Annotated in this window: 20 protein-coding genes; 15 read left to right on the forward strand and 5 right to left on the reverse strand. The window is 65.8% G+C overall.

Going from position 1 to position 20,226, the window contains the following annotated elements; translation table 11 throughout:
• Nucleotides 1–70 precede the first annotated feature (70 nt).
• The 3 genes from rho to hemE all read right to left on the reverse strand — a co-directional run bounded on the left by rho (nucleotide 71) and on the right by hemE (nucleotide 3,072).
• Nucleotides 71–1,327 (reverse strand): transcription termination factor Rho, encoded by a 1,257-nt coding sequence (rho, locus tag ASF14_RS18750; protein WP_042486922.1) that lies wholly within the window; start codon nucleotides 1,325–1,327, stop codon nucleotides 71–73.
• A 264-nt stretch (nucleotides 1,328–1,591) separates the two neighbouring features.
• Nucleotides 1,592–2,053 carry a CopD family protein gene (locus ASF14_RS18755; protein WP_056439017.1) on the reverse strand — a complete coding sequence of 154 codons (462 nt, stop codon included), beginning with the start codon at nucleotides 2,051–2,053 and terminating at the stop codon, nucleotides 1,592–1,594.
• On the reverse strand, nucleotides 2,053–3,072 hold the full coding sequence (gene hemE, locus ASF14_RS18760; protein ID WP_056438833.1) for a uroporphyrinogen decarboxylase: 1,020 nt from the start codon (nucleotides 3,070–3,072) through the stop codon (nucleotides 2,053–2,055). The genes ASF14_RS18755 and hemE overlap by 1 nt, the downstream gene beginning before the upstream one ends.
• A 318-nt stretch (nucleotides 3,073–3,390) precedes the next feature.
• Here hemE and ASF14_RS18765 point away from each other — a divergent pair, with 318 nt between their 5' ends.
• The 11 genes from ASF14_RS18765 to ASF14_RS18815 all read left to right on the forward strand — a co-directional run bounded on the left by ASF14_RS18765 (nucleotide 3,391) and on the right by ASF14_RS18815 (nucleotide 10,241).
• The gene (locus ASF14_RS18765) at nucleotides 3,391–4,209 is read left to right on the forward strand and encodes a pyruvate, water dikinase regulatory protein (protein ID WP_056438836.1); all 819 of its coding nucleotides are present in this window, start codon (nucleotides 3,391–3,393) and stop codon (nucleotides 4,207–4,209) included.
• Entirely contained in the window at nucleotides 4,206–4,793 is a 588-nt protein-coding gene (locus ASF14_RS18770; protein WP_082442343.1) for a Maf family protein, read from the forward strand. Before ASF14_RS18765 ends, ASF14_RS18770 begins: the two co-directional genes overlap by 4 nt.
• Complete coding sequence (gene aroE, locus ASF14_RS18775) at nucleotides 4,793–5,605, forward strand: shikimate dehydrogenase (RefSeq protein WP_056438839.1); 813 nt, start codon at nucleotides 4,793–4,795, stop codon at nucleotides 5,603–5,605. The genes ASF14_RS18770 and aroE overlap by 1 nt, the downstream gene beginning before the upstream one ends.
• 10 nt (nucleotides 5,606–5,615) lie before the next feature.
• Nucleotides 5,616–6,209: a dephospho-CoA kinase gene (coaE, locus tag ASF14_RS18780; protein WP_056438843.1), complete on the forward strand. Its 594-nt coding sequence runs from the start codon at nucleotides 5,616–5,618 to the stop codon at nucleotides 6,207–6,209.
• A gap of 7 nt (nucleotides 6,210–6,216) precedes the next feature.
• Nucleotides 6,217–6,912 carry a DNA polymerase III subunit epsilon gene (gene dnaQ, locus ASF14_RS18785; RefSeq protein WP_056438847.1) on the forward strand — a complete coding sequence of 232 codons (696 nt, stop codon included), beginning with the start codon at nucleotides 6,217–6,219 and terminating at the stop codon, nucleotides 6,910–6,912.
• A gap of 55 nt (nucleotides 6,913–6,967) precedes the next feature.
• The gene (gene hpf, locus ASF14_RS18790; protein ID WP_056438849.1) at nucleotides 6,968–7,558 is read left to right on the forward strand and encodes a ribosome hibernation-promoting factor, HPF/YfiA family; all 591 of its coding nucleotides are present in this window, start codon (nucleotides 6,968–6,970) and stop codon (nucleotides 7,556–7,558) included.
• A 64-nt stretch (nucleotides 7,559–7,622) separates the two neighbouring features.
• Nucleotides 7,623–8,093: a PTS IIA-like nitrogen regulatory protein PtsN gene (gene ptsN, locus ASF14_RS18795; protein WP_056438851.1), complete on the forward strand. Its 471-nt coding sequence runs from the start codon at nucleotides 7,623–7,625 to the stop codon at nucleotides 8,091–8,093.
• Nucleotides 8,077–8,535: a PaaI family thioesterase gene (locus ASF14_RS18800; RefSeq protein ID WP_056438854.1), complete on the forward strand. Its 459-nt coding sequence runs from the start codon at nucleotides 8,077–8,079 to the stop codon at nucleotides 8,533–8,535. Before ptsN ends, ASF14_RS18800 begins: the two co-directional genes overlap by 17 nt.
• A gap of 5 nt (nucleotides 8,536–8,540) precedes the next feature.
• A complete protein-coding gene (locus ASF14_RS18805) occupies nucleotides 8,541–8,882 on the forward strand; it encodes a DUF1491 family protein (RefSeq protein WP_056438857.1) in 342 nt (113 codons plus the stop codon).
• Nucleotides 8,883–9,037: 155 nt separating this feature from the next.
• Nucleotides 9,038–9,691, forward strand: a complete 654-nt coding sequence (locus tag ASF14_RS18810; RefSeq protein WP_056438860.1) for a cell wall hydrolase — start codon at nucleotides 9,038–9,040, stop codon at nucleotides 9,689–9,691.
• 61 nt (nucleotides 9,692–9,752) lie between these two features.
• Nucleotides 9,753–10,241, forward strand: coding sequence for an MmcB family DNA repair protein (locus ASF14_RS18815; RefSeq protein ID WP_056438863.1), 489 nt, complete (start codon nucleotides 9,753–9,755; stop codon nucleotides 10,239–10,241).
• A gap of 162 nt (nucleotides 10,242–10,403) precedes the next feature.
• Here ASF14_RS18815 and ASF14_RS18820 read toward each other — a convergent pair whose 3' ends face one another.
• The gene (locus tag ASF14_RS18820; protein ID WP_236697145.1) at nucleotides 10,404–11,903 is read right to left on the reverse strand and encodes a glycoside hydrolase; all 1,500 of its coding nucleotides are present in this window, start codon (nucleotides 11,901–11,903) and stop codon (nucleotides 10,404–10,406) included.
• Between the two features lie 205 nt (nucleotides 11,904–12,108).
• Between ASF14_RS18820 and ASF14_RS18825 the strand changes: the two genes are divergently transcribed.
• The 4 genes from ASF14_RS18825 (at nucleotide 12,109) to ASF14_RS18840 (ending at nucleotide 19,547) form a co-directional block, all read left to right on the forward strand.
• A complete protein-coding gene (locus tag ASF14_RS18825; protein ID WP_056438869.1) occupies nucleotides 12,109–15,303 on the forward strand; it encodes a glycoside hydrolase family 2 TIM barrel-domain containing protein in 3,195 nt (1,064 codons plus the stop codon).
• Between the two features lie 56 nt (nucleotides 15,304–15,359).
• A complete protein-coding gene (locus ASF14_RS18830; RefSeq protein ID WP_056438872.1) occupies nucleotides 15,360–16,925 on the forward strand; it encodes an alpha-N-arabinofuranosidase in 1,566 nt (521 codons plus the stop codon).
• Complete coding sequence (locus ASF14_RS18835; protein ID WP_056438876.1) at nucleotides 16,925–18,274, forward strand: family 43 glycosylhydrolase; 1,350 nt, start codon at nucleotides 16,925–16,927, stop codon at nucleotides 18,272–18,274. The genes ASF14_RS18830 and ASF14_RS18835 overlap by 1 nt, the downstream gene beginning before the upstream one ends.
• A gap of 295 nt (nucleotides 18,275–18,569) precedes the next feature.
• Nucleotides 18,570–19,547, forward strand: coding sequence for an alpha/beta fold hydrolase (locus ASF14_RS18840; RefSeq protein ID WP_056438879.1), 978 nt, complete (start codon nucleotides 18,570–18,572; stop codon nucleotides 19,545–19,547).
• On the opposite strand, the gene ASF14_RS18845 is transcribed toward ASF14_RS18840, so the two are convergent.
• Nucleotides 19,510–20,193 (reverse strand): GIN domain-containing protein, encoded by a 684-nt coding sequence (locus tag ASF14_RS18845; protein WP_082442344.1) that lies wholly within the window; start codon nucleotides 20,191–20,193, stop codon nucleotides 19,510–19,512. The two genes, ASF14_RS18840 and ASF14_RS18845, sit on opposite strands and share 38 nt — an antisense overlap.
• Nucleotides 20,194–20,226 lie beyond the last annotated feature (33 nt).

The raw sequence follows: 20,226 nt of genomic DNA on the forward strand, positions 1-20,226 counted from the left end.
CAAGCGGGCCTGTTTGCCGCCAGCGAACCCATCAAACCGTAGCGTCGGTGGGGGACTGAGCCCCCAACCCTTACTGGTTCATCGAGTCGAAGAAATCCTCGTTGGTCTTCGAGTTCTTCATCTTGTCGAGCAGGAACTCCATCGAGTCGATCGTGCCCATCTGCATCAGGATGCGGCGCAGCACCCACATTTTGGACAGCTTGTCCTTCTCGACCAGCAGCTCTTCCTTGCGGGTGCCCGACTTGCCGACGTCCATCGCCGGGAAGATGCGCTTGTCCGCCACCTTGCGGTCGAGGACGATTTCCGAGTTGCCGGTGCCCTTGAACTCTTCGAAGATGACCTCGTCCATGCGGCTGCCCGTGTCGATCAGCGCGGTGGCGATGATCGAGAGCGAACCGCCCTCCTCGATATTGCGCGCTGCACCGAAGAAGCGCTTGGGCCGCTGGAGCGCATTGGCGTCGACACCGCCGGTCAGCACCTTGCCCGAGGACGGGACGACGGTGTTGTAGGCGCGGCCCAGACGCGTGATCGAGTCGAGCAGGATGACGACATCCTTCTTGTGCTCGACCAGGCGCTTGGCCTTTTCGATCACCATCTCGGCGACCTGGACGTGGCGCTGTGCCGGTTCGTCGAAGGTCGAGGAGACGACCTCGCCGCGCACCGAGCGCTGCATGTCGGTGACTTCTTCCGGACGCTCGTCGATAAGGAGGACGATCAGGAAGACTTCGGGATGGTTGTCGGTGATCGCCTTGGCGATGTTCTGCAGCATCACCGTCTTACCCACGCGCGGGGGCGCGACGATCAGCGTGCGCTGGCCCTTGCCCTGCGGCGAGACGATATCGATGACACGCGCCGACTTGTCCTTCTGGGTCGGGTCGGCGGGGTCGAGGATCAGCTTCTGCTCGGGATAGAGCGGCGTCAGATTGTCGAAATTGACGCGGTGGCGGACCGCCTCCGGATCGTCGAAATTGACGCTGGTCAGCTTGGTCAGCGCGAAATAGCGCTCGCCGTCCTTGGGCGCGCGGATCTCGCCTTCCACCGTATCGCCGGTGCGCAGGCCGTGCTTGCGGACCTGGTTGGGCGAGACATAGATGTCGTCCGGCCCGGCGAGGTAATTCGCCTCCGGCGAGCGCAGGAAGCCGAAACCGTCGGGCAGCACCTCGATCGTGCCCAGGCCCATGATCTGGTCGCCCTTCTCCGCCTGCTCCTTCAGGATGGCGAACAGCAGGTCCTGCTTGCGCAGCGTGGACGCGCTCTCGACCCCCAATTCCTCGGCCAGCTGCACGAGGTCGGCGGGGGTTTTCTTCTTGAGGTCTTTCAGATGCATGATCGGTCCGGATGGTCGGAGGGCGTCGGTCGGCGAGGATCGCGGCGAAACGAGGCTGTCGATAAGGAAGCGTACCCGACGCGAGGACCGCGCCGTACGGGGGAGGAGTTAGGATTGGGGGTGCCCCAAGTCAATGGGGAAAGCCGTCTAAAGCCCCTCCCGCAGGCGGGAGGGGTTTGGGGAGGGCAAAGAGTCTCACCGAGACCAGTGCCTGTGGCTTTTCCCTCCCCCAACCCCTCCCGCCTCAAGAAGGGGGAGAGGAGTTCAGAACGGCTTGATCACCACCAGCACGACGATGATCGTCGCGGCGAGCGCAGGTACTTCGTTGATCATGCGCAACTGCTTGCCGCTCAGCTTCATCTCACCCCGCGCCAGTGTTTTGGAGTAGCCAACCATCCAGCCATGATAGCCGCTGAGCAGCAGCACGAAGAACAGCTTGGCATGGAGCCATCCCAGCCCCGGCACGCCCGAGAACAGCCCCAGCGAGCCCGCCAGCAGCAGCCCCAGCACCCAGACCACGATCATCGCCGGGGTCAGGATGATCTTGCGCAGCTTGCCCTCGCGCTCGACCCAGCGCGCGGCGTCGGTGGCGTCGCCCGCGACCAGCGCCTCCTGATGATAGACCAGATAGCGCGGCATCATGAACAGCCCGGCCATCCAGAAGATCACGAAGATGATATGCGCCGCCTTCACCCATTCATAGGCGGCCCCCAACAGTCCGATCATCATGCGCTCCGTACGCGGGCGATTAGCCGCTCGACATGCGCGATCGGCGTGTCGGGCAGGATGCCATGGCCCAGGTTGAAGATATGCGGCCGTTCGGTGAAGGCCGCCAGGATATGATCCACCGCCCCGTCCAGCGCCTCGCCCCCGGCGATCAGCGCCAGGGGATCGAGATTGCCCTGCACCGGCAAACCCTTGGGCAGATAGGTGTCGGCCCAGACCGGATCGACCGTCTCGTCCAGTCCGACCGCGTCCACGCCGGTCTCCCGCGCATAAGCGGGCAGCTTGCCCCCGGCGCCCTTGGGGAAGCCGATCACCGGCACGCCGGGACAGCGCGCCCGGAAACCCTCGACGATCGCGGCATTGGGCGCGATCACCCAGCGCTCGAATTGCGCGGGGGACAGCGAGCCCGCCCAGCTGTCGAACAGCTGCACCGCCTCGACCCCGTTTTCGACCTGTCCCGCCAGATAGTCGATGGTCATGGTCACGATCGCATCGATGATCGCCCCGAACCCCGCCGGGTCGGCATAGGCGAAACGCCGCGTCTCGCCCTGATCCTTCGACCCCTGCCCCGCCACCATATAGGTCGCGACCGTCCAGGGAGAGCCCGCAAAGCCGAGGAAGCTGGTCTGTGGAGGCAATTGCGCCTTCACCCCCGCCACGGTGGCATAGACCGGATCGAGCCGCTCAGGGACACGCTCCAGGGCATTCAGCGCATGATCGACCAGCGCGGGCGCCAGACGTGGCCCCTCCCCCGCCCCGAAGCTGAGGTCCTGCCCCAGCGCCCAGGGGACCATCAGGATGTCGGAGAACAGGATCGCGCCGTCGAACCCGAAGCGACGGATCGGTTGCACCGTCACCTCGGCCGCCGCCGCCGGATCGGTGGCCAAAGCCAGGAAGCCCCCCTTCTCCGCCCGTAGCGCGCGATACTCCGGCAGATAGCGTCCGGCCTGTCGCATGAGCCACATCGGCGGTGTCGCCTGCCGCTCTCCGTTCAGCACGGCGAGCAGGGGCTTTTGAATCGCAACGTCGGTCAGGAGACCCCCCTTCTTCTATTAAAGAAGATTCTAAGAATGGATTGTTGAAGTGGTTGGCACGTTGGTTGTCGGGATTATGCGGCTCTCCCCGATATGCCAACACGTTGACTCATGGGGAATCGCCGATTCAACGGGATTCGGATTCATGACCCCCGTAACTCACAGGCTGTGGAAAAGAATCGGACCTGTGAGATTCATTGTGGACGAATCGGTCGTTATCCACCGCCGGTCCGCCGCTTGGCCGGTCGGCGAAGTTACGCTACCGATTCTTCCCATGTTATCCACAGAGTCATTAGGTCGGTCATGAAGACGCGGCTCCACCTGCACCTCCTGTCCGATTCCACCGGCGAAACGCTGGAGAACATCGCGAAGGCGGCGCTTGCCCAATATGACGATGTGGAAACCGTCCGGCACTTCTGGCCGATGGTGCGCACCGAGAGTCACTTGGAGCGCATCCTGCAGGAGATCGCGCAGAATCCGGGGCTGGTGATCTATACGCTGGTCAACCCGACGACGCGGCGTGTGCTGGAAAGCCGCTGCCATGCGCTGGGCCTGCCGACGGTCGCACCGCTCGATCCGGTCAATGCCGCGCTGTCGGGCTTGCTGGGCGTGCAGGCCAAGATGCGGCCCGGCCGCCAGCATGTGCTCGACGCCGCCTATTTCGCGCGGGTCGATGCCATCCAGTTCACCATCGCGCATGACGACGGCATCGCGTGGGAGGAATGGGAAGAGGCCGATATCGTGCTGGCGGGTGTCAGCCGTTCGTCCAAGACGCCGACTTCCATCTATCTGGCCAATCGCGGCTACAAGACCGCCAACATCCCGATCGTGGTCGAAAGCCCCCCGCCCCCCTTCCTCTTCACGCTGAAAAAGCCGCTGGTCGTGGGCCTGACCACCAGCGCCGATCGGCTGATCGCGATCCGGCGCAACCGGCTGCTCTCGCTCAACCAGGCGCCCGACACCGATTATGTCGAGCAGGAGGCGGTAAACCGCGAACTCACCTTCGCCAGGCGGATGTTCGCCGACAATGACTGGCCGGTGATCGACGTCACCCGCCGCTCGATCGAGGAAACGGCGGCGGCGATCATCTCCCTCGTGAACCAGAGAAAGTCCGACGCATGATCATCCTCGCCTCGCAAAGCGCCTCGCGCCGGGCGATGCTCGACGCGGCGGGCGTGGCCTATGAAGCGTTGCCTGCGCGGGTGGACGAAGCCGGGGTCAAGGCGGCGATGGCTGGGGCTTCCCCACGCGACCTGTCCGATGCGCTGGCCGAGATGAAGGCGGTAAAGGTTTCCGCCAATGCCGGGCCGGTGCCGGTGCTGGGGTCCGATTCCATCGTCGCGCTCGCCGACGGCACGCTGCTCGACAAGCCGGAGAGCCGCGAGGAGGCGGCCGAGCATCTGGCGCGGATGAGCGGCGGGAGCCATGAGCTGTGGAGCGCCGCCGTCATCGCCGAGCATGGCCGTCCCGTGTGGCGGCATGTCGAGCGCGCCAAGCTCCATGTCCGCCCGCTCTCGGGTGCGTTCATCGACCGCTATCTGGATCAGGAATGGCCCGCCATTTCGGGCTGCGTCGGCTGTTTCCGGATCGAGGGGCCGGGGGTGCAGCTCTTCTCGCGGATCGAGGGCAGCCATTTCACCATTCTCGGCATGCCGCTGCTTCCCGTGCTGGGCTATTTGCGCGAACGCGGCTGGATGCCCGCCTGATGGCCCTTCCTTATGCGGAGGTGATCGGCGACCCGATTGCCCATAGCAAATCCCCGAAAATCCACGGTTTCTGGCTAAAGGCGCTGGGGATCGAGGCGGCGTATCGCGCCACCCATGTCACGCCGGATGCGCTGCCCGCCTATTTCGCCGAGCGGAAGGCCGATCCGGACTGGCGCGGCTGCAACATCACCGTGCCGCACAAGATTGCCGCGCTGGAGCATGTCGAGGATCGTGAGGATATACGTACCGCGATCGGGGCGACCAACACGGCGTTTCGCGATGCGGACGGCGCTTTGGTTGGCACCAACACCGATGCGGCGGGTTTTGCCGCGCCGCTCAAAGCCTTCGATCTGGCGGGCAAGCCGGTGACGGTGATCGGGGCAGGGGGGGCCGGGCGGGCGGTCCTATATGCCCTGGCAGGGATCGGCGTCGGGCCGGTGACGCTGTTCAATCGCAATGTGGACAAGGGGGCGGCGCTATTGTCCTCCTTCGGACTGGAGGGGCAGGCGCTGCCGATCGGTGACGCCGTGCCGCCCAGCGCCCTGGTCGTCAACGCGACCAGCCTGGGCATGACCGGCCAGCCGCCGCTCGACCTCGACCTGTCCGCCCTGCCGGAGGACGCGGTCGTCTATGACATCGTCTATGCGCCGCTCGAAACCGCGCTGCTGGCGGCGGCGCGGGCGAGGGGGCTGGCGACGATCGACGGGCTGGAGATGCTGATCGGACAGGCAGCGGTGGCGTTCGAGCGGTTCTTCGGCATCCCCCCGCCGCGCGACCGGGACGGCGAGCTGCGCGAGATCCTGCTGCGATGACCGTGCGGCTATGATCGTTTTGGGGCTGACCGGCTCGATCGGCATGGGCAAGTCGACCGTCGCGCAGATGTTTCGCGACGAAGGAGTGCCGGTGTTTGACGCCGATGCCTGCGTTCACCGCTTGCAGGGGCCAGGTGGAACATTGGTCGCGACGATTGAGTCGGCCTTTTCCGGCACCACCGGACCCGATGGCGTGAATCGCGCCGCGCTGGGGCAGGCGGTGCTGGGCGATGATTCGGCGATGCGCCGACTCGAGGCGATCGTGCATCCCGCCGTGCAGGCCGAACGCGCGGCCTTTCTGGCGGCGCATGCCGGGGCTCCGCTGGTGGTGGTCGACGTGCCGTTGCTGTTCGAAACCGGCGGTGACAAGGCTGTGGATAAGGTGTTGGTGGTTTCGGCAAAACCCGAAATCCAGGAGGCGCGGGTGTTGGCAAGGCCGGGAATGACCCGGGCCAAATTCGATGCCATTCTGAAGCGTCAATGGCCCGATCGGGATAAGCGTGCGCGCGCCGATCATGTCGTCGCGACCGACATTCCATTGGCCGAAACCCGCGAAAAAGTGCGGTCTTTGATCGCTTGCATCACCGCATCCGAAGGCCGATAGTCGGGTCATGAGAGAGATCGTTTTCGACACCGAAACGACAGGGTTCAAATTTTCGGAAGGCGACCGGCTGGTCGAAATCGGCTGTGTCGAACTGGTCAACCGGGTCGAGACCGGGCGCACCTATCACGCCTATTTTAATCCCGAACGGTCGATGCCGGCCGAGGCGCAGGCGGTCCACGGATTGTCTGACGCGTTCCTGAAGGACAAGCCGGTCTTTTCGGCCGGGGTGGCCGATTTTCTGGACTTCATCGGCGACGCGCCGCTGATCGCGCACAACGCGACCTTCGACTTCGGCTTCATCAATGGCGAGCTGGGCGCGCTGGGCTTCCCGCCGGTCTGCGAGAAGACGCGGATGGTCGACACGCTGGCGATCGCGCGCAGCAAGCATCCCGGGGCCAAGCATACGCTCGACGCGCTCTGCTCGCGTTATGGCATCGACCGCTCGCACCGTGTGCTGCACGGCGCGCTGCTCGACGCGCAGCTGCTGGCGCAGGTCTATGTCGAGTTGATGGGCGGGCGGCAGATCGGCCTGGGCCTGCTCGCCGAGGCGAGCGCGGACACCGGCCCGGTGATCGTCGCCCGCGCGCCCGCAAAAGTCCGCCCGCCGCGCATCTTCCGGCCGAGCGAGGCGGAACTTGCCGCCCATGCGGCGTTTCTAAAGGGCATAACCGATCCGGTTTGGGGGGCCGAGGCGTCCGGTTGACGCCACGGGACAGGCCAAAAGGACCGTCCCATCAGAGTGCATCAAGGAGAAGACGATGGATATCCGGATTTCTGGTCATCAGGTCGAAACGGGCGACGCGCTGCGGACCCATGTGACGGACCGGCTTCAGGGTATCGCCGAGAAATATTTCGCCCGCGCCATCTCGTCCGAGGTGACGTTCGGCAAGGGGCCGCATGACGTCGGCTTCAAATGCGATATCGTGATGCACGTCACCCGCGGCCTGGTGCTCAAAGGCCGTCACGAAGCCCAGGACGCGCACCTCGCCTTTGACGGCGCCGCGACCAAGATCGAAAAGCAGCTGCGCCGTTATTCGCGCCGCCTGAAGGACCGCAATGCGGGGCAGGCGATCGAACTGGCCGAGGCCGGGGCCTATGATGCGGGCTACACCCTCTTTGCCGAACAGGTGGATGAGGACGAGGCGGGCGATGCACCCCTGATCATCGCCGAAACCCGCGTCGATATCCCCGACGCCAGTGTCTCCGATGCGGTCATGATGCTCGATCTGCGCAATACTGCGGCCCTGTTGTTCAAGAATTCGGGCACGGGATCGTATAACATGGTCTATCGCCGTGGTGACGGAACCATCGGCTGGGTCGAGCCGCAACGCGGCGGCACGGCCGGATAAGCTCTATCGTTCTTCCGCGTGGCCCGTTATTAGGCGGGCCGCGCGGGGGCGCACCGGAAAGACCATGAACGACTTCAGCGATCTGTTGCGCCACGATACGGTGCTGGCGGGCGTCAGCGCCGCCAACAAGAAGACCCTGTTCCAGGCGCTGGCGGCGGCTGCCGCCGGGCCTGCGGGGCAGGATGCCAAGCTGCTGGCCGATGTGCTGCTCGAACGCGAGAAGCTGGGGTCGACCGGTTTCGGCGGGGGCGTCGCCATCCCGCACGGCAAGCTGCCCGGACTGACCCAGATCGTCGGTGTCTTTGCGCGTCTGGCACAGCCGGTCGATTTCCAGGCGGTCGACGACATGCCGGTCGATCTGGTCTTTGCGATGTTCTCGCCCGCCGATGCGGGATCCGCGCATCTGAAGGCGCTGGCCCGGATTTCGCGGCGGCTGCGCGACAAGGGCTTCGTCGCCAAGCTGCGCGGGGCGGGGTCGCCCGATGCGATCTGGGCGCTGCTCACCCAGGACGAGGCGCGTGACGCCGCGGCCTGAGGGCGAGGCCGCGCATTTCCGGGCGCTCGAGACGCTCTATGCCGAAGCCCCGATCAATCGCCTGTTCGACTCGACGCTGGAGATTACCGAGCCGGGCGTCGCGCGCATCCGCTTTCGGGTGGACGAGCGGCATTATCACGCGGCCGGCGCGGCGCATGGCACCAGCTATTTCAAGATGCTCGACGATGCGGCCTTTTATGCCTGCAACAGCCTGGTCACCGACCGCTTCCTGCTGACCACCCAGTTCAACCTGCTGCTGACCCGCCCGATCAAGGCGGGGGAGGTCGTGGCCGAGGGCCGCTGGGTCAGCGGGCGGCGACGGGTGTTCGTCGCCGATGCACGGCTGATCGATGCCAGCGGCGAAGAGGTCGCGCGCGGCACCGGCACTTTCATGCGCTCGCAGATCGCGCTGGCGGGCCTGCCCGGCTATCGGACGGTCTGAGCGCGATGGACAGCCGTCTGCCGAGCGGAATGCTGGTCACCGCCCTGTTGCGCCGGATGAATGACAGCGGCGGCATGGGCATGGTGCTGGCCAAGGGCGATCCGCAGGCCGGGGGCATGTTGGTGATCGTCATCGATACCGACCCCGTCACGTCGCACCGGCGCGAACGGGTGCTAGAGCGGGGTATCGGTCCCGATGGCAAGACCGCGCTGATCGAATCGACGCCTGCAAACGATATTTTAAGCTATTGGCGGCGCCGCCGGGCGCGCGATCCGGACCTGTGGGTCCTGGAACTGGATGGCGCTGCGGCGGAACGCTTCACCGCTGAAACGATCCTGCAACATTGACGAACGCGGCCGGATCGGCCACGAGCCCCCCATCGTAATTTCGCGTTGTGCTTATCGGGTGCGATCCGGTGGGTTACGCAGTCGGGGGGAAGCCCGGACGAGCGCCCTTGGGCAATGCTCGGGTCCGTGATCCAACCGCATGTCTGTTTGAGTGAATGACCGTTTTCAAGCGAGTCGCGGCGTCCGCTGCCATGGCTCTATCTCTGGCGGGTCTTCTCGCCACCAGCACCCCCAGCCTCGCGACCAACGTTGCCGGTGTTGCTGCCACTCCAGTCAGTGCGATGACTGTTTCCGGGATCAACGTCGCCGATGTCGCGATGGTTCCCCAGAGCGCCCGGGCCACCATGTCCGCGCTCCCCGATTTTTCCCAGGTTTCTGAAGGCGATGAGGACGGCGACTATGACTCGCTGGCCGACGCCGTGGCCGATCAGGACGAGATCGCGTCGAGCGAAGAGCTCCGCTGTCTGGCCGGTGCCATCTATTTCGAAGGTCGCGGCGAACCGCTCGCAGGCCAGCTCGCTGTGGCGCAGGTCATCCTGAACCGCACCAAGTCGGGTCGTTTCCCCACCGGCGTCTGCGACGTCATCAAGCAGCGCGGCCAGTTCAGCTTCGTGCGCCGTGGTGAAATTCCGTCGGTCAGCCCGTCGCACACCGCCTATCGCACCGCCGTCGCCGTCGCCAAGGTCGCGCTGGCCCAGGCATGGGACAGCACCGCAGGCAAGGCGCTGTACTTCAACACCCCCGGCAACCGTCCGGGCGTGCGGGTGCAGAAGGTCGCCGCGATCGGCAACCACATCTTCTATCGTTGATATTCAAGGCCCCGTTTCAGGGGCTTTTGCATTTGTTCGTCAAATGTTCTAAGCGGGTGGCATGTTGGACATGCCGCCCGCTTCGTGCGTCGACGATCCGCTGTCTCCGCTCTGCGCCGCCGATGTCGCGCGGGGCGTGACCCGGATGCTGCTCCGCCACGACCTGATCACCATTCCCGAAGTCCCGCTGGAGGGCGGCCGCCGCGCCGACCTGATGGCGCTCGACGTGCGGGGGAATGTCGTCGTCGTCGAGATCAAGGTGTCGCGCGCCGACATGCTGGGCGACGGCAAATGGCCCGATTATCTGGCGCATTGCGACCGCTTCTACTGGGCGGTGCCCGCCGGGTTCGACTGGTCGCCGCTGGAAAGCGCGGCGTTCCTGCCCGAGCGGACGGGGATCATCGTCGCCGATCGTTACGACGCCGCGATCGTGCGCGAGGCGCATAGCGTGCCGCTGCCGGCGCATGTGCGGAAGAAGGCGACGCTGAATTTCGCGCGCAGGGCAGGGCGGCGGATGATCGGGTTGACCGATCCGGATGCGGGGATGTGAGGCCGGTGGGCCCGGCAGGACTCGGACCCGCAACCTAGCGGTTCAGTGTGGAGAGTGTTTCCCCTGGCCTTCGACTACGCTCAGGCGGAACGGAGGTTGGGGGGAGGGGGCTTGCTACTCCCTCCGTTCAGCCTGAGCGTAGTCGAAGGCCACGCTCTACCGTCAACGCGTCAATATCAACGTCACCACCGAGCGCGGCGGCGCGATATCCCCTGTGATATCCACGGACTTATGCACAGCGTCGGTCACGATCATCCGCCGCTGCCACCGCCCCGGCACCGCCACGTTCAGCGGTCTCGGAGACAGGCCTGGATTGACATGGACCAGCACCAGCCGCCGTCCGTCGGGTGACAGCGCGCCGACCGTGTCCATATCGTCCACCGGAACCAACCGGTCGCCCGGCCGGATATAGCGGCTGAACTGCGCCATCGCCCAATATTTGCCCGTCACATGGATCGCATGGGGCTGGTCCGCCGCGCCCATCAGGTCGGCCTTGACGATACCCCAGTTCGATCCCTTCTCGCCCTTGCGGGTGCTGAGGTCCTCGACCGCCTGCCAGAAGACCCAGGCGGCGGGCTCCAGCCGCTTGAGATCGCCGACGACATGCTCGGCAAAGGCCAGCGGTGTCGCCATGCCGGTCAGGTCCTCGGGATCGCCCGACAGCGGCGTGTCGTTCTCGCTCATCCACATCTTGATGCCCGAGGCGCGGGCGATGTCGCGCACGGCAGTCTGATGGACCGTGCCATAGCTGTGGACGTTCAACTGTCCGATCGCGGCGCGGGTGGCGGGCGGATAGGCGGCCCAGTCCTGTACGAACAGATGCGAGGCGGTTTCGTCGGGGGCGGCGATGACGGTGGACAGCCGCTTGGCCTTCAGCGCGGTGGCGGTCGCGTCGATCATCTGCGCCTGACGGGCGGGGCTCCAATGCGCGCCTTCCTGGGTGTTGGCGGCGAACCAGTAATTGGTGTTGGGCTCGTTGACCGGCGACAGGGTGCGGAAGGTCAGATGGTGCCGCCGCTGCAATTCGTCGGTGACGCGGACCAGATAGGTGGCGAAGGCGGCTTCCTGACCGGGGCGAAGATTGTCGTCCGTCCCCTTTTCCGCGCCCGATACCCGGCCACTGACCGTCATGAACCAGGGCGGCGAGTTGGAGAAGGCCTCGAAGATCGGCTGCTTCACCCGCGCGGTGATGGCATCGAGCCACCAGCGCTGGTTGGCGTCCTGCCCCCAGTCCCACATGGCGGGATCGTCGGCGCGCCACCAGTCCTTGCCCGTCATCCCCGCCGGTTGCCGCCAGAAACCCGGAACCGCGCGTCCGACCTTCATATAGGGGGGCGTATCCGCCGCGTTGCCGCCACCGATATTGTAGCGCGCGATCGTCCAGCCGAGGCCTTGCGGCCCGTAGAACAGATCGGCCAGCCGCGTGCGTTCCGCCTCGGGCCAGCCGCCGGTGACATGCGCGAACCAGGCGAGCGCGGTGCCCCAGCCCTCGAACACCGTCGACGGGCGGTCGATCGCGGGGCGCAGGGTCACGGGCACCGGACGGTCGGCGGGCGGCGGGGCGGCCTGTCCCTGCGCCGCCTGGGCCGCCCCCGGACCCAGGATCAGCGCCAGCGCGGCGGCCGCCAGACGGCTTTTGCGAAGGATCGTCACGTTCTTCACCCTGGCGTCTCCCCAACGCATATCCGATCAAACGTCAGACTATAGCCGGAGGCGCAGCGGGTCCGTCAACCTGCGTCGGATCGGGGATGCGCTGGCGGTCCCGAGGTCCTTTTTCCTTGTCGAGATGACAAAGCCGTCATAAAAATCAGACAAATATAGGCGCGATCCGGTCAGGGAATCGCGGGAAGTGACAAAGGGGAGTGGTATGAAGTGGCGTTTGGCGGCCGGTGTGGCCGTGGTGGCTCTGGCGAGCCCGGCTTTTGCACAAAACGGCCCGCAGGTCGCCGCCGTCCAGGTCGACCCCAGCCGCCCCGATTGGGAAAATCCCGCCGTCAACGCGCGCGGCACCCGCCCCGCCAGCGCCACCGCCTTTCCCTATGAAAGCCGCGACCTGGCACTGGCGGGCGACCGGACCCGATCCAGCCGCTTCATGAGCCTCGACGGCGACTGGTCCTTCGCCTTCTCCCCCTCTGTCGACGGCGCGCCCAAGGGGTTCGAGCGGCCCGGTTACGACGTGTCCAAGTGGAAGACGATAAAGGTCCCCGCGATGTGGCAGGCCGAAGGATATGGTCAGCCCAAATACAACAACATCACCTATCCCTTCCCCGCCAACCGGCCCTTGGTGCCGCATGACGATAACGAGACGGGATCGTACCGCCGCGACTTCATCCTGCCGGATGGCTGGCGCGGGCAGGACGTGATCCTTCAGATCGGCGCGGCGGGATCGGCCTATCAGCTATGGATCAACGGGCAGGACGCCGGATATTCCGAGGACTCCAAGCTCCCCACCGAATATGACGTCACCCGGTTCCTCAAGCCCGGCCGCAACGTCGTGGCGATCCGCGTGCATCGCTGGTCGGACGGCAGCTATCTGGAGGATCAGGATTTCTGGCGGGTCTCGGGGATCGAGCGTTCAGTATATCTGCGGGCGGTGCCGAAAGCGCGGATCGACGACCTGTTCGTCCATGCCGGGCTCGACAAGAATTACCGCGACGGCACCCTGTCGACCGAGTTGACGCTGCCCGCGCTGCCCCAGGCGATGACCGCGCGCATGACGCTGCTCGACGGCGAGCGGGCAGTGGTGACGCGAGAGGTAGCACTGGCCCAGGGTGCCACCTCGGCCAAGCTGGATGCCGCCGTGCCCGGCGTGCGGAGCTGGTCGGCAGAGACGCCCCATCTCTACACGCTGCTGGTCGAACTGGTCGATGCGAACGGCCAGGTGGTGCAGGCCACGCCGCAGCGGATCGGCTTCCGCACCGTCGAGATCAAGGACGGGCAGGTCATGGTCAATGGCCGCCGCATCGTCATCCGTGGCGTCAACCGGCACGAGCATGACCCCGAGACCTTCCACGTCATCTCCGAAGCGTCGATGCGCCGCGACCTGGAGCTGATGAAGCGCAACAATTTCAACGCCATCCGCACCTCGCACTACCCCAACGACCCGCGTTTCCTGGCGCTGGCGGACGAGTATGGCTTCTACCTGATGGACGAGGCCAATATCGAGAGCCACGCCTATATGGAGCAGGGCAACCGCCATGGCGGGGAGCGGGACAAATATCAGATCGGCTTCGACCCCGCCTGGGAGGGCGCGCATGTCTCGCGCGTGATGAACATGGTCGAGCGGGACAAGAACCACCCCTCGATCATCTTCTGGTCGCTGGGCAATGAGGCGGGCATCGGCCCCAATTTCGAGAAGGCGGCGGCGGCGATCCGGCGGCGCGATCCGGCACGGCTGATCTCCTATCTCGGCTGGGGGACGCTCGACTGGAGCCATCAGCCGAACAACTATGTCGATATCTATGCGCCCATGTATGACGACATCGAAAAGATGGTCGACTGGGCCGAGGACCCGACGCGGACCCAGCCGATGATCCAGTGCGAATATGCCCATATGCAGGGCAATTCGGGCGGCAATTTCAAGGATTACTGGGACACCATCTACGCGCACCGCAAGCTGCAGGGCGGTTTCATCTGGGATTGGGTCGACCAGTCCATGTACCGCTATACCAAGGACGGGCGGCGTTACTGGGGTGACGGCGGCGAGTACGGCCCCAATCCGGGCGGCGACATCGAGTTTGGCGACGGGCTGAACCAGCCCGACCGGACGCCCAATCCGCAACTCTATGAGGTGCAGAAGGTCCAGTCGCCGATCCGCTTCGACGGTTACGATGCAAAGACCGGACGGCTGACTGTACATAACCGTCATGACTTTATCGATCTGTCGGGTTTCACCTTCGACTGGGTGGTCGAGAAGAACGGCGTCGCGGTGGCGAGCGGCCAGCTACCCGCGCTGACCATAGCGGCCGGACAGGTGCAGACGGTGGCGCTCGCCCCCAAATTCGCGCGCGAGGCCGGAGCGGAATATGTCCTGACCGTCCGCGCCCATGCCAAGGACGGCACGATCCGCGCGGTTCCGGCCAATTACGTGGTCGGCTGGGAACAGTTCGCGCTCACCGACGCCCCCGCCATGCCGGTGGCGGCCAGAGGGCAGGTCGCGGTCGCCGATAATGCCGACAGCGTCACCCTGTCGGCGAACGGCGCGGAGCTGCTCATCGACCGCAAGACCGGACTCGTAACGCGTTATGCGGCGGGCGGTCGCGTGCTGGCCAAGGGCGGTCAGCCCAATTTCGTTCGTGCCGAAACCGACAACGACACCGCCAACGGCACCGTCGCCCAGCAATCGCCCTGGTTCACGATGAACGGCCGCTATCAGGTGCGGAGTGTCTCGATCGGTCCCGACCAGAGCGTGACCGTCGACCACGAGATGGGGGCGGGCGCGGCGCGTTTCGTCACCCGCTACAAGATGGCAGGCGACGGTGCGGTCGATGTCGACGGGCAGTTCGTACCGCTGAAGGCCGACCTGCCGCCGCCGGTCCGTATCGGCCTGTGGTACACCATGCCCACCACCATGAAGACGGTCGAATGGTATGGTCGGGGACCGCATGAAAGCTATGTCGATCGCAAGAGTTCGGCGGCGATCGGGCTGTGGCGAGGGAGCATCGCCGAGCAGAACCACGATTACATGCGGCCGCAGGATACCGGCAACAAGGTCGATGTCCGCTGGATGGAGCTTTCGGGCGAGGGGGCGGGTATGCGTGTTCGTGCATCCAAGCCGCTGATGATGCAGGCGCTCGCCTTCCCCTATGGCGACCTGTACCGCCGTGCGCCGGGGACGTGGAAGTCGACCGATATCGTGCCGCATGGCGAGACGACGCTGATCATCGATGCCGCGCAATGGGGTGTCGGCGGCGACACGACGTGGAGCCATGTCGGTCAGCCGCATCAGCAATATCGCACCGTCCTCGCGCCGACGCGCGTCGCCTTCCGCCTGGAGCCCTTCAGCGGCGATGGCACCACCCCCGACAAAGCGAAGCCCGCTCGCGCGACAGAGGTGCAATAGGGCTGTTCTTTACTCGGACAATAAGCCATCATGCCGCATCAGGCAGAGGAGAATCCATGAAAAGGGCAACGAAATTCCTGTTCGCGGCGGCGGTCGCCACGCTGTTCGCGGGCACCGCAACGGCACAAACCGCGCCCGCCGGTACCGCCGACACGGTCGAAGTGCATGCCGACCGTCCGGGTCCGGTCTATAACCGCCGCCTGTTCGGCCAGTTCGCCGAGCATCTGGGCACCGGCATCTATGGCGGTATCTGGGTCGGCAAGGGCAGCAAGATTCCCAACGTCAATGGCTATCGCCGCGACGTGCTCGACGCGCTGAAGGCGATCCGGGTGCCGGTGATCCGCTGGCCGGGCGGCTGCTATGCGGACGAATATCACTGGCGCGAAGGTGTCGGCCCGCAGGCCAAGCGCCTGACCAAGGTCAACACCAACTGGGGCGGCGTGACCGAGGACAACAGCTTCGGTACGCATGAATTCATGAACTATAGCGAGATGGTCGGCGCCGAGGCCTATGTCTCGGGCAATGTCGGCTCGGCCTCGCCGTCGGAAATGGCCGAGTGGGTCGAATATATGACCTTCCCGTCCAAATCGACCTATGCCGAGGAGCGCCGCAAGAACGGCCGCGACCGCCCATGGAAGCTGGCCATGTTCGGCATCGGCAACGAGCTATGGGGTTGCGGCGGCAACATGCGTCCCGAATATGCCGCCGACGTGACGCGCCGTTATTCGACCTTCCTGAAGGTCCCGGCGGGCGAAAAGCTTCAGAAGATCGCCAGCGGCGCCAACAGCGACGATTACAATTGGACCGAAGTGATGATGCGGGACGCGGGCGGCGCGTTCGACGGCATCGGCGTCCATTACTATACGATTCCGGGCAATTGGGACAAGAAGGGCGCGGCCACCGGCTTCGACGAGGAAAGCTGGGCGCGCACCCTGTCCAAGACGCTGAAGATGGAGGAGTTGCTTACCCGTCACTCGGCGATCATGGACAAGTACGATCCGAACAAGCGGGTCGCGCTGCTCGTCGACGAATGGGGCACCTGGTATGATGTCGAACCCGGCACCAATCCGGGCTTCCTGTACCAGCAGAACTCGCTTCGCGACGCGATGGTGACGAGCCTGAACCTCGACATCTTCGCCCGTCACGCCGACCGCGTGCGGGGCGCCAACATCGCCCAGATGATCAACGTCCTCCAGGCGATGATCCTGACCGACGGCGCGCGCATGGTGAAGACGCCCACCTATTGGGTGTTCGACATGTACAAGGACTATCAGGACGCGACCGTCCTGCCGGTCGATGTCCAGTCGCGCTGGTACAACAAGAACCAGTGGGTGATGAAGGCGGTCAGCGCCTCGGCCGTTCGCGACAAGGCGGGCGTGGTGCATGTCGGCCTGACCAATGTCGATCCCAACCAGCCCGCGACCGTCTCGGTCAAGCTGGACGGCGTGACCGCGGCGCAGGTGTCGGGCCGGGTTCTGACCGGCGCGACGATGGACGCGCACAACAGCTTCGACGCGCCGAACCAGGTCGCGCCGCAGCCGTTCAACGGCGCGACGCTGTCGGGCGGCACGCTGACCGTGCAGGTGCCCGCCAAGTCGGTCGTCATGCTGGACCTGCGCTGATGAAGGCCCGCGCCGGAGCGCTGCTCGCCGCCGTCCTTCTTGCCGGGGCGGCGGGGTCCGCTGTGCCCCGGCGCGATGTTCCATGGAATAGTCCGGGGGCGGGTAATCCGCTGCTCCCCGGCTATTTCGCCGACCCCTCCATCGTTCGCGATGGGGGGCGTTGGTATATCTTCGCCACGATCGATCCGTGGGGCGATGATCATCTGGGGCTGTGGACCTCGGACAATGGCCGCGACTGGCGCTTCTCGCAGCCGAACTGGCCGACCAAGCAGGCCGCGACCAGCCCGACCTCGGGCGATGCCAAGGTCTGGGCCCCCTCGGTCGTCAAGGCACCGAACGGCCGCTGGTATATGTATGTCTCGGTGGGCAGCGAGGTGTGGGTTGGCTCTGCCCCATCCCCGGCGGGGCCATGGGCCGATGCCAATGGCGGCAAGCCGCTGATCGCGCGGGACTTCGCGCCCCAATATCACATGATCGACGCCGAGGCGTTCGTCGATGATGACGGCCAGGCCTATCTCTATTGGGGATCGGGGCTGAACTGGGTCAACGGGCATTGCTTCGTCGTGAAGCTGAAGCCCGACATGGTCCATTTCGACGGCGCGCCGAAGGATGTGACCCCGGCGAATTACTTCGAAGGCCCCTTCATGGTGAAAGAGAAGGGGCGTTACCTGCTGACCTATAGCGACGGCAACACCACCAAGGACACGTACAAGGTCCGTTATGCGGTCGGCAGATCGCCGATGGGACCGTTCATCGAAGCGACGAACAGCCCGCTCCTCGAAACCGATGCCGCGCGGCAGATCATCAGCCCCGGCCATCACGCGATCTTCGCCGACAAGGGCAAGTCGTACATCCTCTATCACCGTCAGGCGTTGCCCTTCGTGATGGGTGGCGAGCGCGTGCTGCGGCAGGTGTCGGTCGACCCGCTGACCGTACGGGCGGACGGCACGTTCGAGAAGGTTCGGCCCACCCATGATCCGGTGATCCCGGCCTTTGCGGCAAAGCGCGATCGCGGGCTGCGCTGGATGGGCAAGGGCGTGGACGCGCTGGCCGCGGACGACAATTACGCGACCGCGTGGCGGCCTGAAGCCGGGCAGGCGCCGGTGGTGACCGCCGATCTGGGCGGATTGCGGGACATACGCGAAAGCCGGGTCCGTCCGGCCTTTGCGATCCAGCCGCAGGATCTGCGGATCGAGGCTTCGCCGGACGGCAAAAGCTGGCGCGACGTGGCGGCCGAGACGGGCGTGAGCGGTTCGCCGATCACGCTGCGCCATCCGGGCAAGGCCCGCTTCCTGCGCATGACGGTGACGGCGAAGGAACCTGCGATCCTGGAGTGGTCGATCTTCTGATCTTGAGCCCCTCCCGCAGGCGAGTTTCAGGTCGGTCATGCCCCCGGCATGACCTAAACGATGCGGGGCATCGTTTACCTGAAACTGGGTTTGGGGAGGGGAGGGCCGCGAGCGATGGTCTCTATGAGACCCCTTGCCCTCCCCCATCCCCTCCCGCCTGCGGGAGGGGCGTGCCTGGGGCGAGCGGATCGTACCCCAAACCCCCGTTCAGCCTGAGCGAAGTCGAAGGCCAAGGGCAGACCTTTCCCCAAACCCCACAACAACCGTAACACAGGGCGTGCTAGGACGGACCTGCATGGCGACACACACATCGAACCCGATGGAAGGCCCCCTCACGCCCTTCCTGTCGCACTGGACGGCCCCCGATGGCTGGGTCCATCGCCGCTATGACCGCCCGCACGAACCGGGCACCGCGCGGCGGGGCCGGTTGCTGTTCCAGACTGGTCGTGCCGACATGATCGAGAAATATGGCGATGCGATCGATCATTTCCGCGCACAGGGCTGGGACGTTACGGCCTTCGACTGGCGCGGGCAGGGTGGGTCGGGACGGCTGACGGGTGACGGGACCGGGCATATCGATCGGCTCGACCGGCTGGGCGAGGATCTGGCCGCCTTTTATGCCGGGTGGGTACGACCGGGCGAGGGGCCGCATGTCGTGCTGGGCCATTCGATGGGCGGGTTCGCCACCCTGTCGGCGCTGGCCGGGGGCGGGATCGCGCCCGATGCGGTGGTGCTGGTCGCACCGATGCTGGCGCTGCGCTCACCGGTCGGCCAATGGGCAGGCGCACGCTTTGCCCGCTGGCAGGTCGGGCGCGGCGATCCGCTACGCCCCGCCTGGCGACGGCTGGAGACACCCGCCGCCGCCACCGCGCGGCAGAAAAGGCTGACCCATGACCTGACCCGCTTTGCCGACCAGCAGGCGTTTCGACAGGCGCAGCCCGAGCTGTGTCTGGGATCGCCCAGCTGGCATTGGGTGGCGGAGGCCTTTCGCGCCACGGCGGCATTGCGCGACGATCCGGCGCTGGCGCGGATCGAAACGCCGGTGCTGATGCTGGTCGCGCTCGCCGATCGGCTGGTCGATGCACGCGCGGCGGCGCGGGTGGCGCAGCGTCTGCCGCAGGGCGAGCTGGTCGCCTTCGGTCGCGGCTGTGCGCATGAAATCCTGCGCGAGGCCGATCCGGTCCGCGCCAACGCCTTTGCCGCCATCGCCGCGTTTCTCGACCGGCGTGCGCCGGTTACTTCGCCCCGCAGCGAACCGGACCACCGCCCGTAATCCGGCATTTGGGGGTGCCCGCCACCGTCACCTTGCCCAGCCCGCTATTGGCGACCGCCGCCGTATAGCGCGCCCGTGCGGCAATCTCGCCAGGGCCGTCGAGCGTGACGCTCAGATCGCCCGCCTCCAGCGCATCGGCCGCAATGCTCGCAGGCCCATTGGCCGCCAGCCGCACCTTGCCGACCCGGCCGCCTTCGATGGTCAGCCTCGCGGGGCCGAACAGCATCGCGGTCAGCTGATCGCCATCCGCCCGACCGACCCGCACCTCGCCCGTGCCCGTGACCGACAGGGTAAGCGCGCTGCCCTTCATCGCCTGCACCGTCACCTGCGCGCCACCGATGACGGTGATGCCGGAGAGCGGCGGCGCGGCGAGGGCCAGCGTCACTGGTGCGTCGCCCCCGCCCGAGCGTCGCACGACCAGCGTGCTGCCCATCACCTGCGCCTCGACGTGGCGCAGCGCTGCGCCGTCACCGGACAGGGTGCCGCGTGGCGAGGGAGCGGTGGTCATGGTGACGCGGAACGGCCCCTCGACCCGCAATTTGTCGAAGCTGCTCAGATCGACGCGCCGCTCGGCGGCAAAAGCAGGCGCCGCAATGAGCATGGAACACAGAATAGCGGAAGCGGCGCGGATCAACATCGGCGTCATCCTCGCACCGCCCCGTCGGCGTCGCAAGCAGGT

Origin of the sequence: Sphingomonas sp. Leaf257 (assembly GCF_001422185.1) — a bacterium.
GTDB lineage: Bacteria > Pseudomonadota > Alphaproteobacteria > Sphingomonadales > Sphingomonadaceae > Sphingomonas > Sphingomonas yabuuchiae.

Coding starts and splice junctions, on each gene's coding strand:
- rho (WP_042486922.1), bottom strand. CDS start 1,327: ATGCATCTGAAAGACCTCAAGAAGAAAACCCCCGCCGACCTCGTGCAG.
- ASF14_RS18755 (WP_056439017.1), bottom strand. CDS start 2,053: ATGATCGGACTGTTGGGGGCCGCCTATGAATGGGTGAAGGCGGCGCAT.
- ASF14_RS18765 (WP_056438836.1), top strand. CDS start 3,391: ATGAAGACGCGGCTCCACCTGCACCTCCTGTCCGATTCCACCGGCGAA.
- ASF14_RS18770 (WP_082442343.1), top strand. CDS start 4,206: ATGATCATCCTCGCCTCGCAAAGCGCCTCGCGCCGGGCGATGCTCGAC.
- aroE (WP_056438839.1), top strand. CDS start 4,793: ATGGCCCTTCCTTATGCGGAGGTGATCGGCGACCCGATTGCCCATAGC.
- coaE (WP_056438843.1), top strand. CDS start 5,616: ATGATCGTTTTGGGGCTGACCGGCTCGATCGGCATGGGCAAGTCGACC.
- dnaQ (WP_056438847.1), top strand. CDS start 6,217: ATGAGAGAGATCGTTTTCGACACCGAAACGACAGGGTTCAAATTTTCG.
- hpf (WP_056438849.1), top strand. CDS start 6,968: ATGGATATCCGGATTTCTGGTCATCAGGTCGAAACGGGCGACGCGCTG.
- ptsN (WP_056438851.1), top strand. CDS start 7,623: ATGAACGACTTCAGCGATCTGTTGCGCCACGATACGGTGCTGGCGGGC.
- ASF14_RS18805 (WP_056438857.1), top strand. CDS start 8,541: ATGGACAGCCGTCTGCCGAGCGGAATGCTGGTCACCGCCCTGTTGCGC.
- ASF14_RS18810 (WP_056438860.1), top strand. CDS start 9,038: ATGACCGTTTTCAAGCGAGTCGCGGCGTCCGCTGCCATGGCTCTATCT.
- ASF14_RS18815 (WP_056438863.1), top strand. CDS start 9,753: ATGTTGGACATGCCGCCCGCTTCGTGCGTCGACGATCCGCTGTCTCCG.
- ASF14_RS18825 (WP_056438869.1), top strand. CDS start 12,109: ATGAAGTGGCGTTTGGCGGCCGGTGTGGCCGTGGTGGCTCTGGCGAGC.
- ASF14_RS18830 (WP_056438872.1), top strand. CDS start 15,360: ATGAAAAGGGCAACGAAATTCCTGTTCGCGGCGGCGGTCGCCACGCTG.
- ASF14_RS18835 (WP_056438876.1), top strand. CDS start 16,925: ATGAAGGCCCGCGCCGGAGCGCTGCTCGCCGCCGTCCTTCTTGCCGGG.
- ASF14_RS18840 (WP_056438879.1), top strand. CDS start 18,570: ATGGCGACACACACATCGAACCCGATGGAAGGCCCCCTCACGCCCTTC.
- ASF14_RS18845 (WP_082442344.1), bottom strand. CDS start 20,193: ATGACGCCGATGTTGATCCGCGCCGCTTCCGCTATTCTGTGTTCCATG.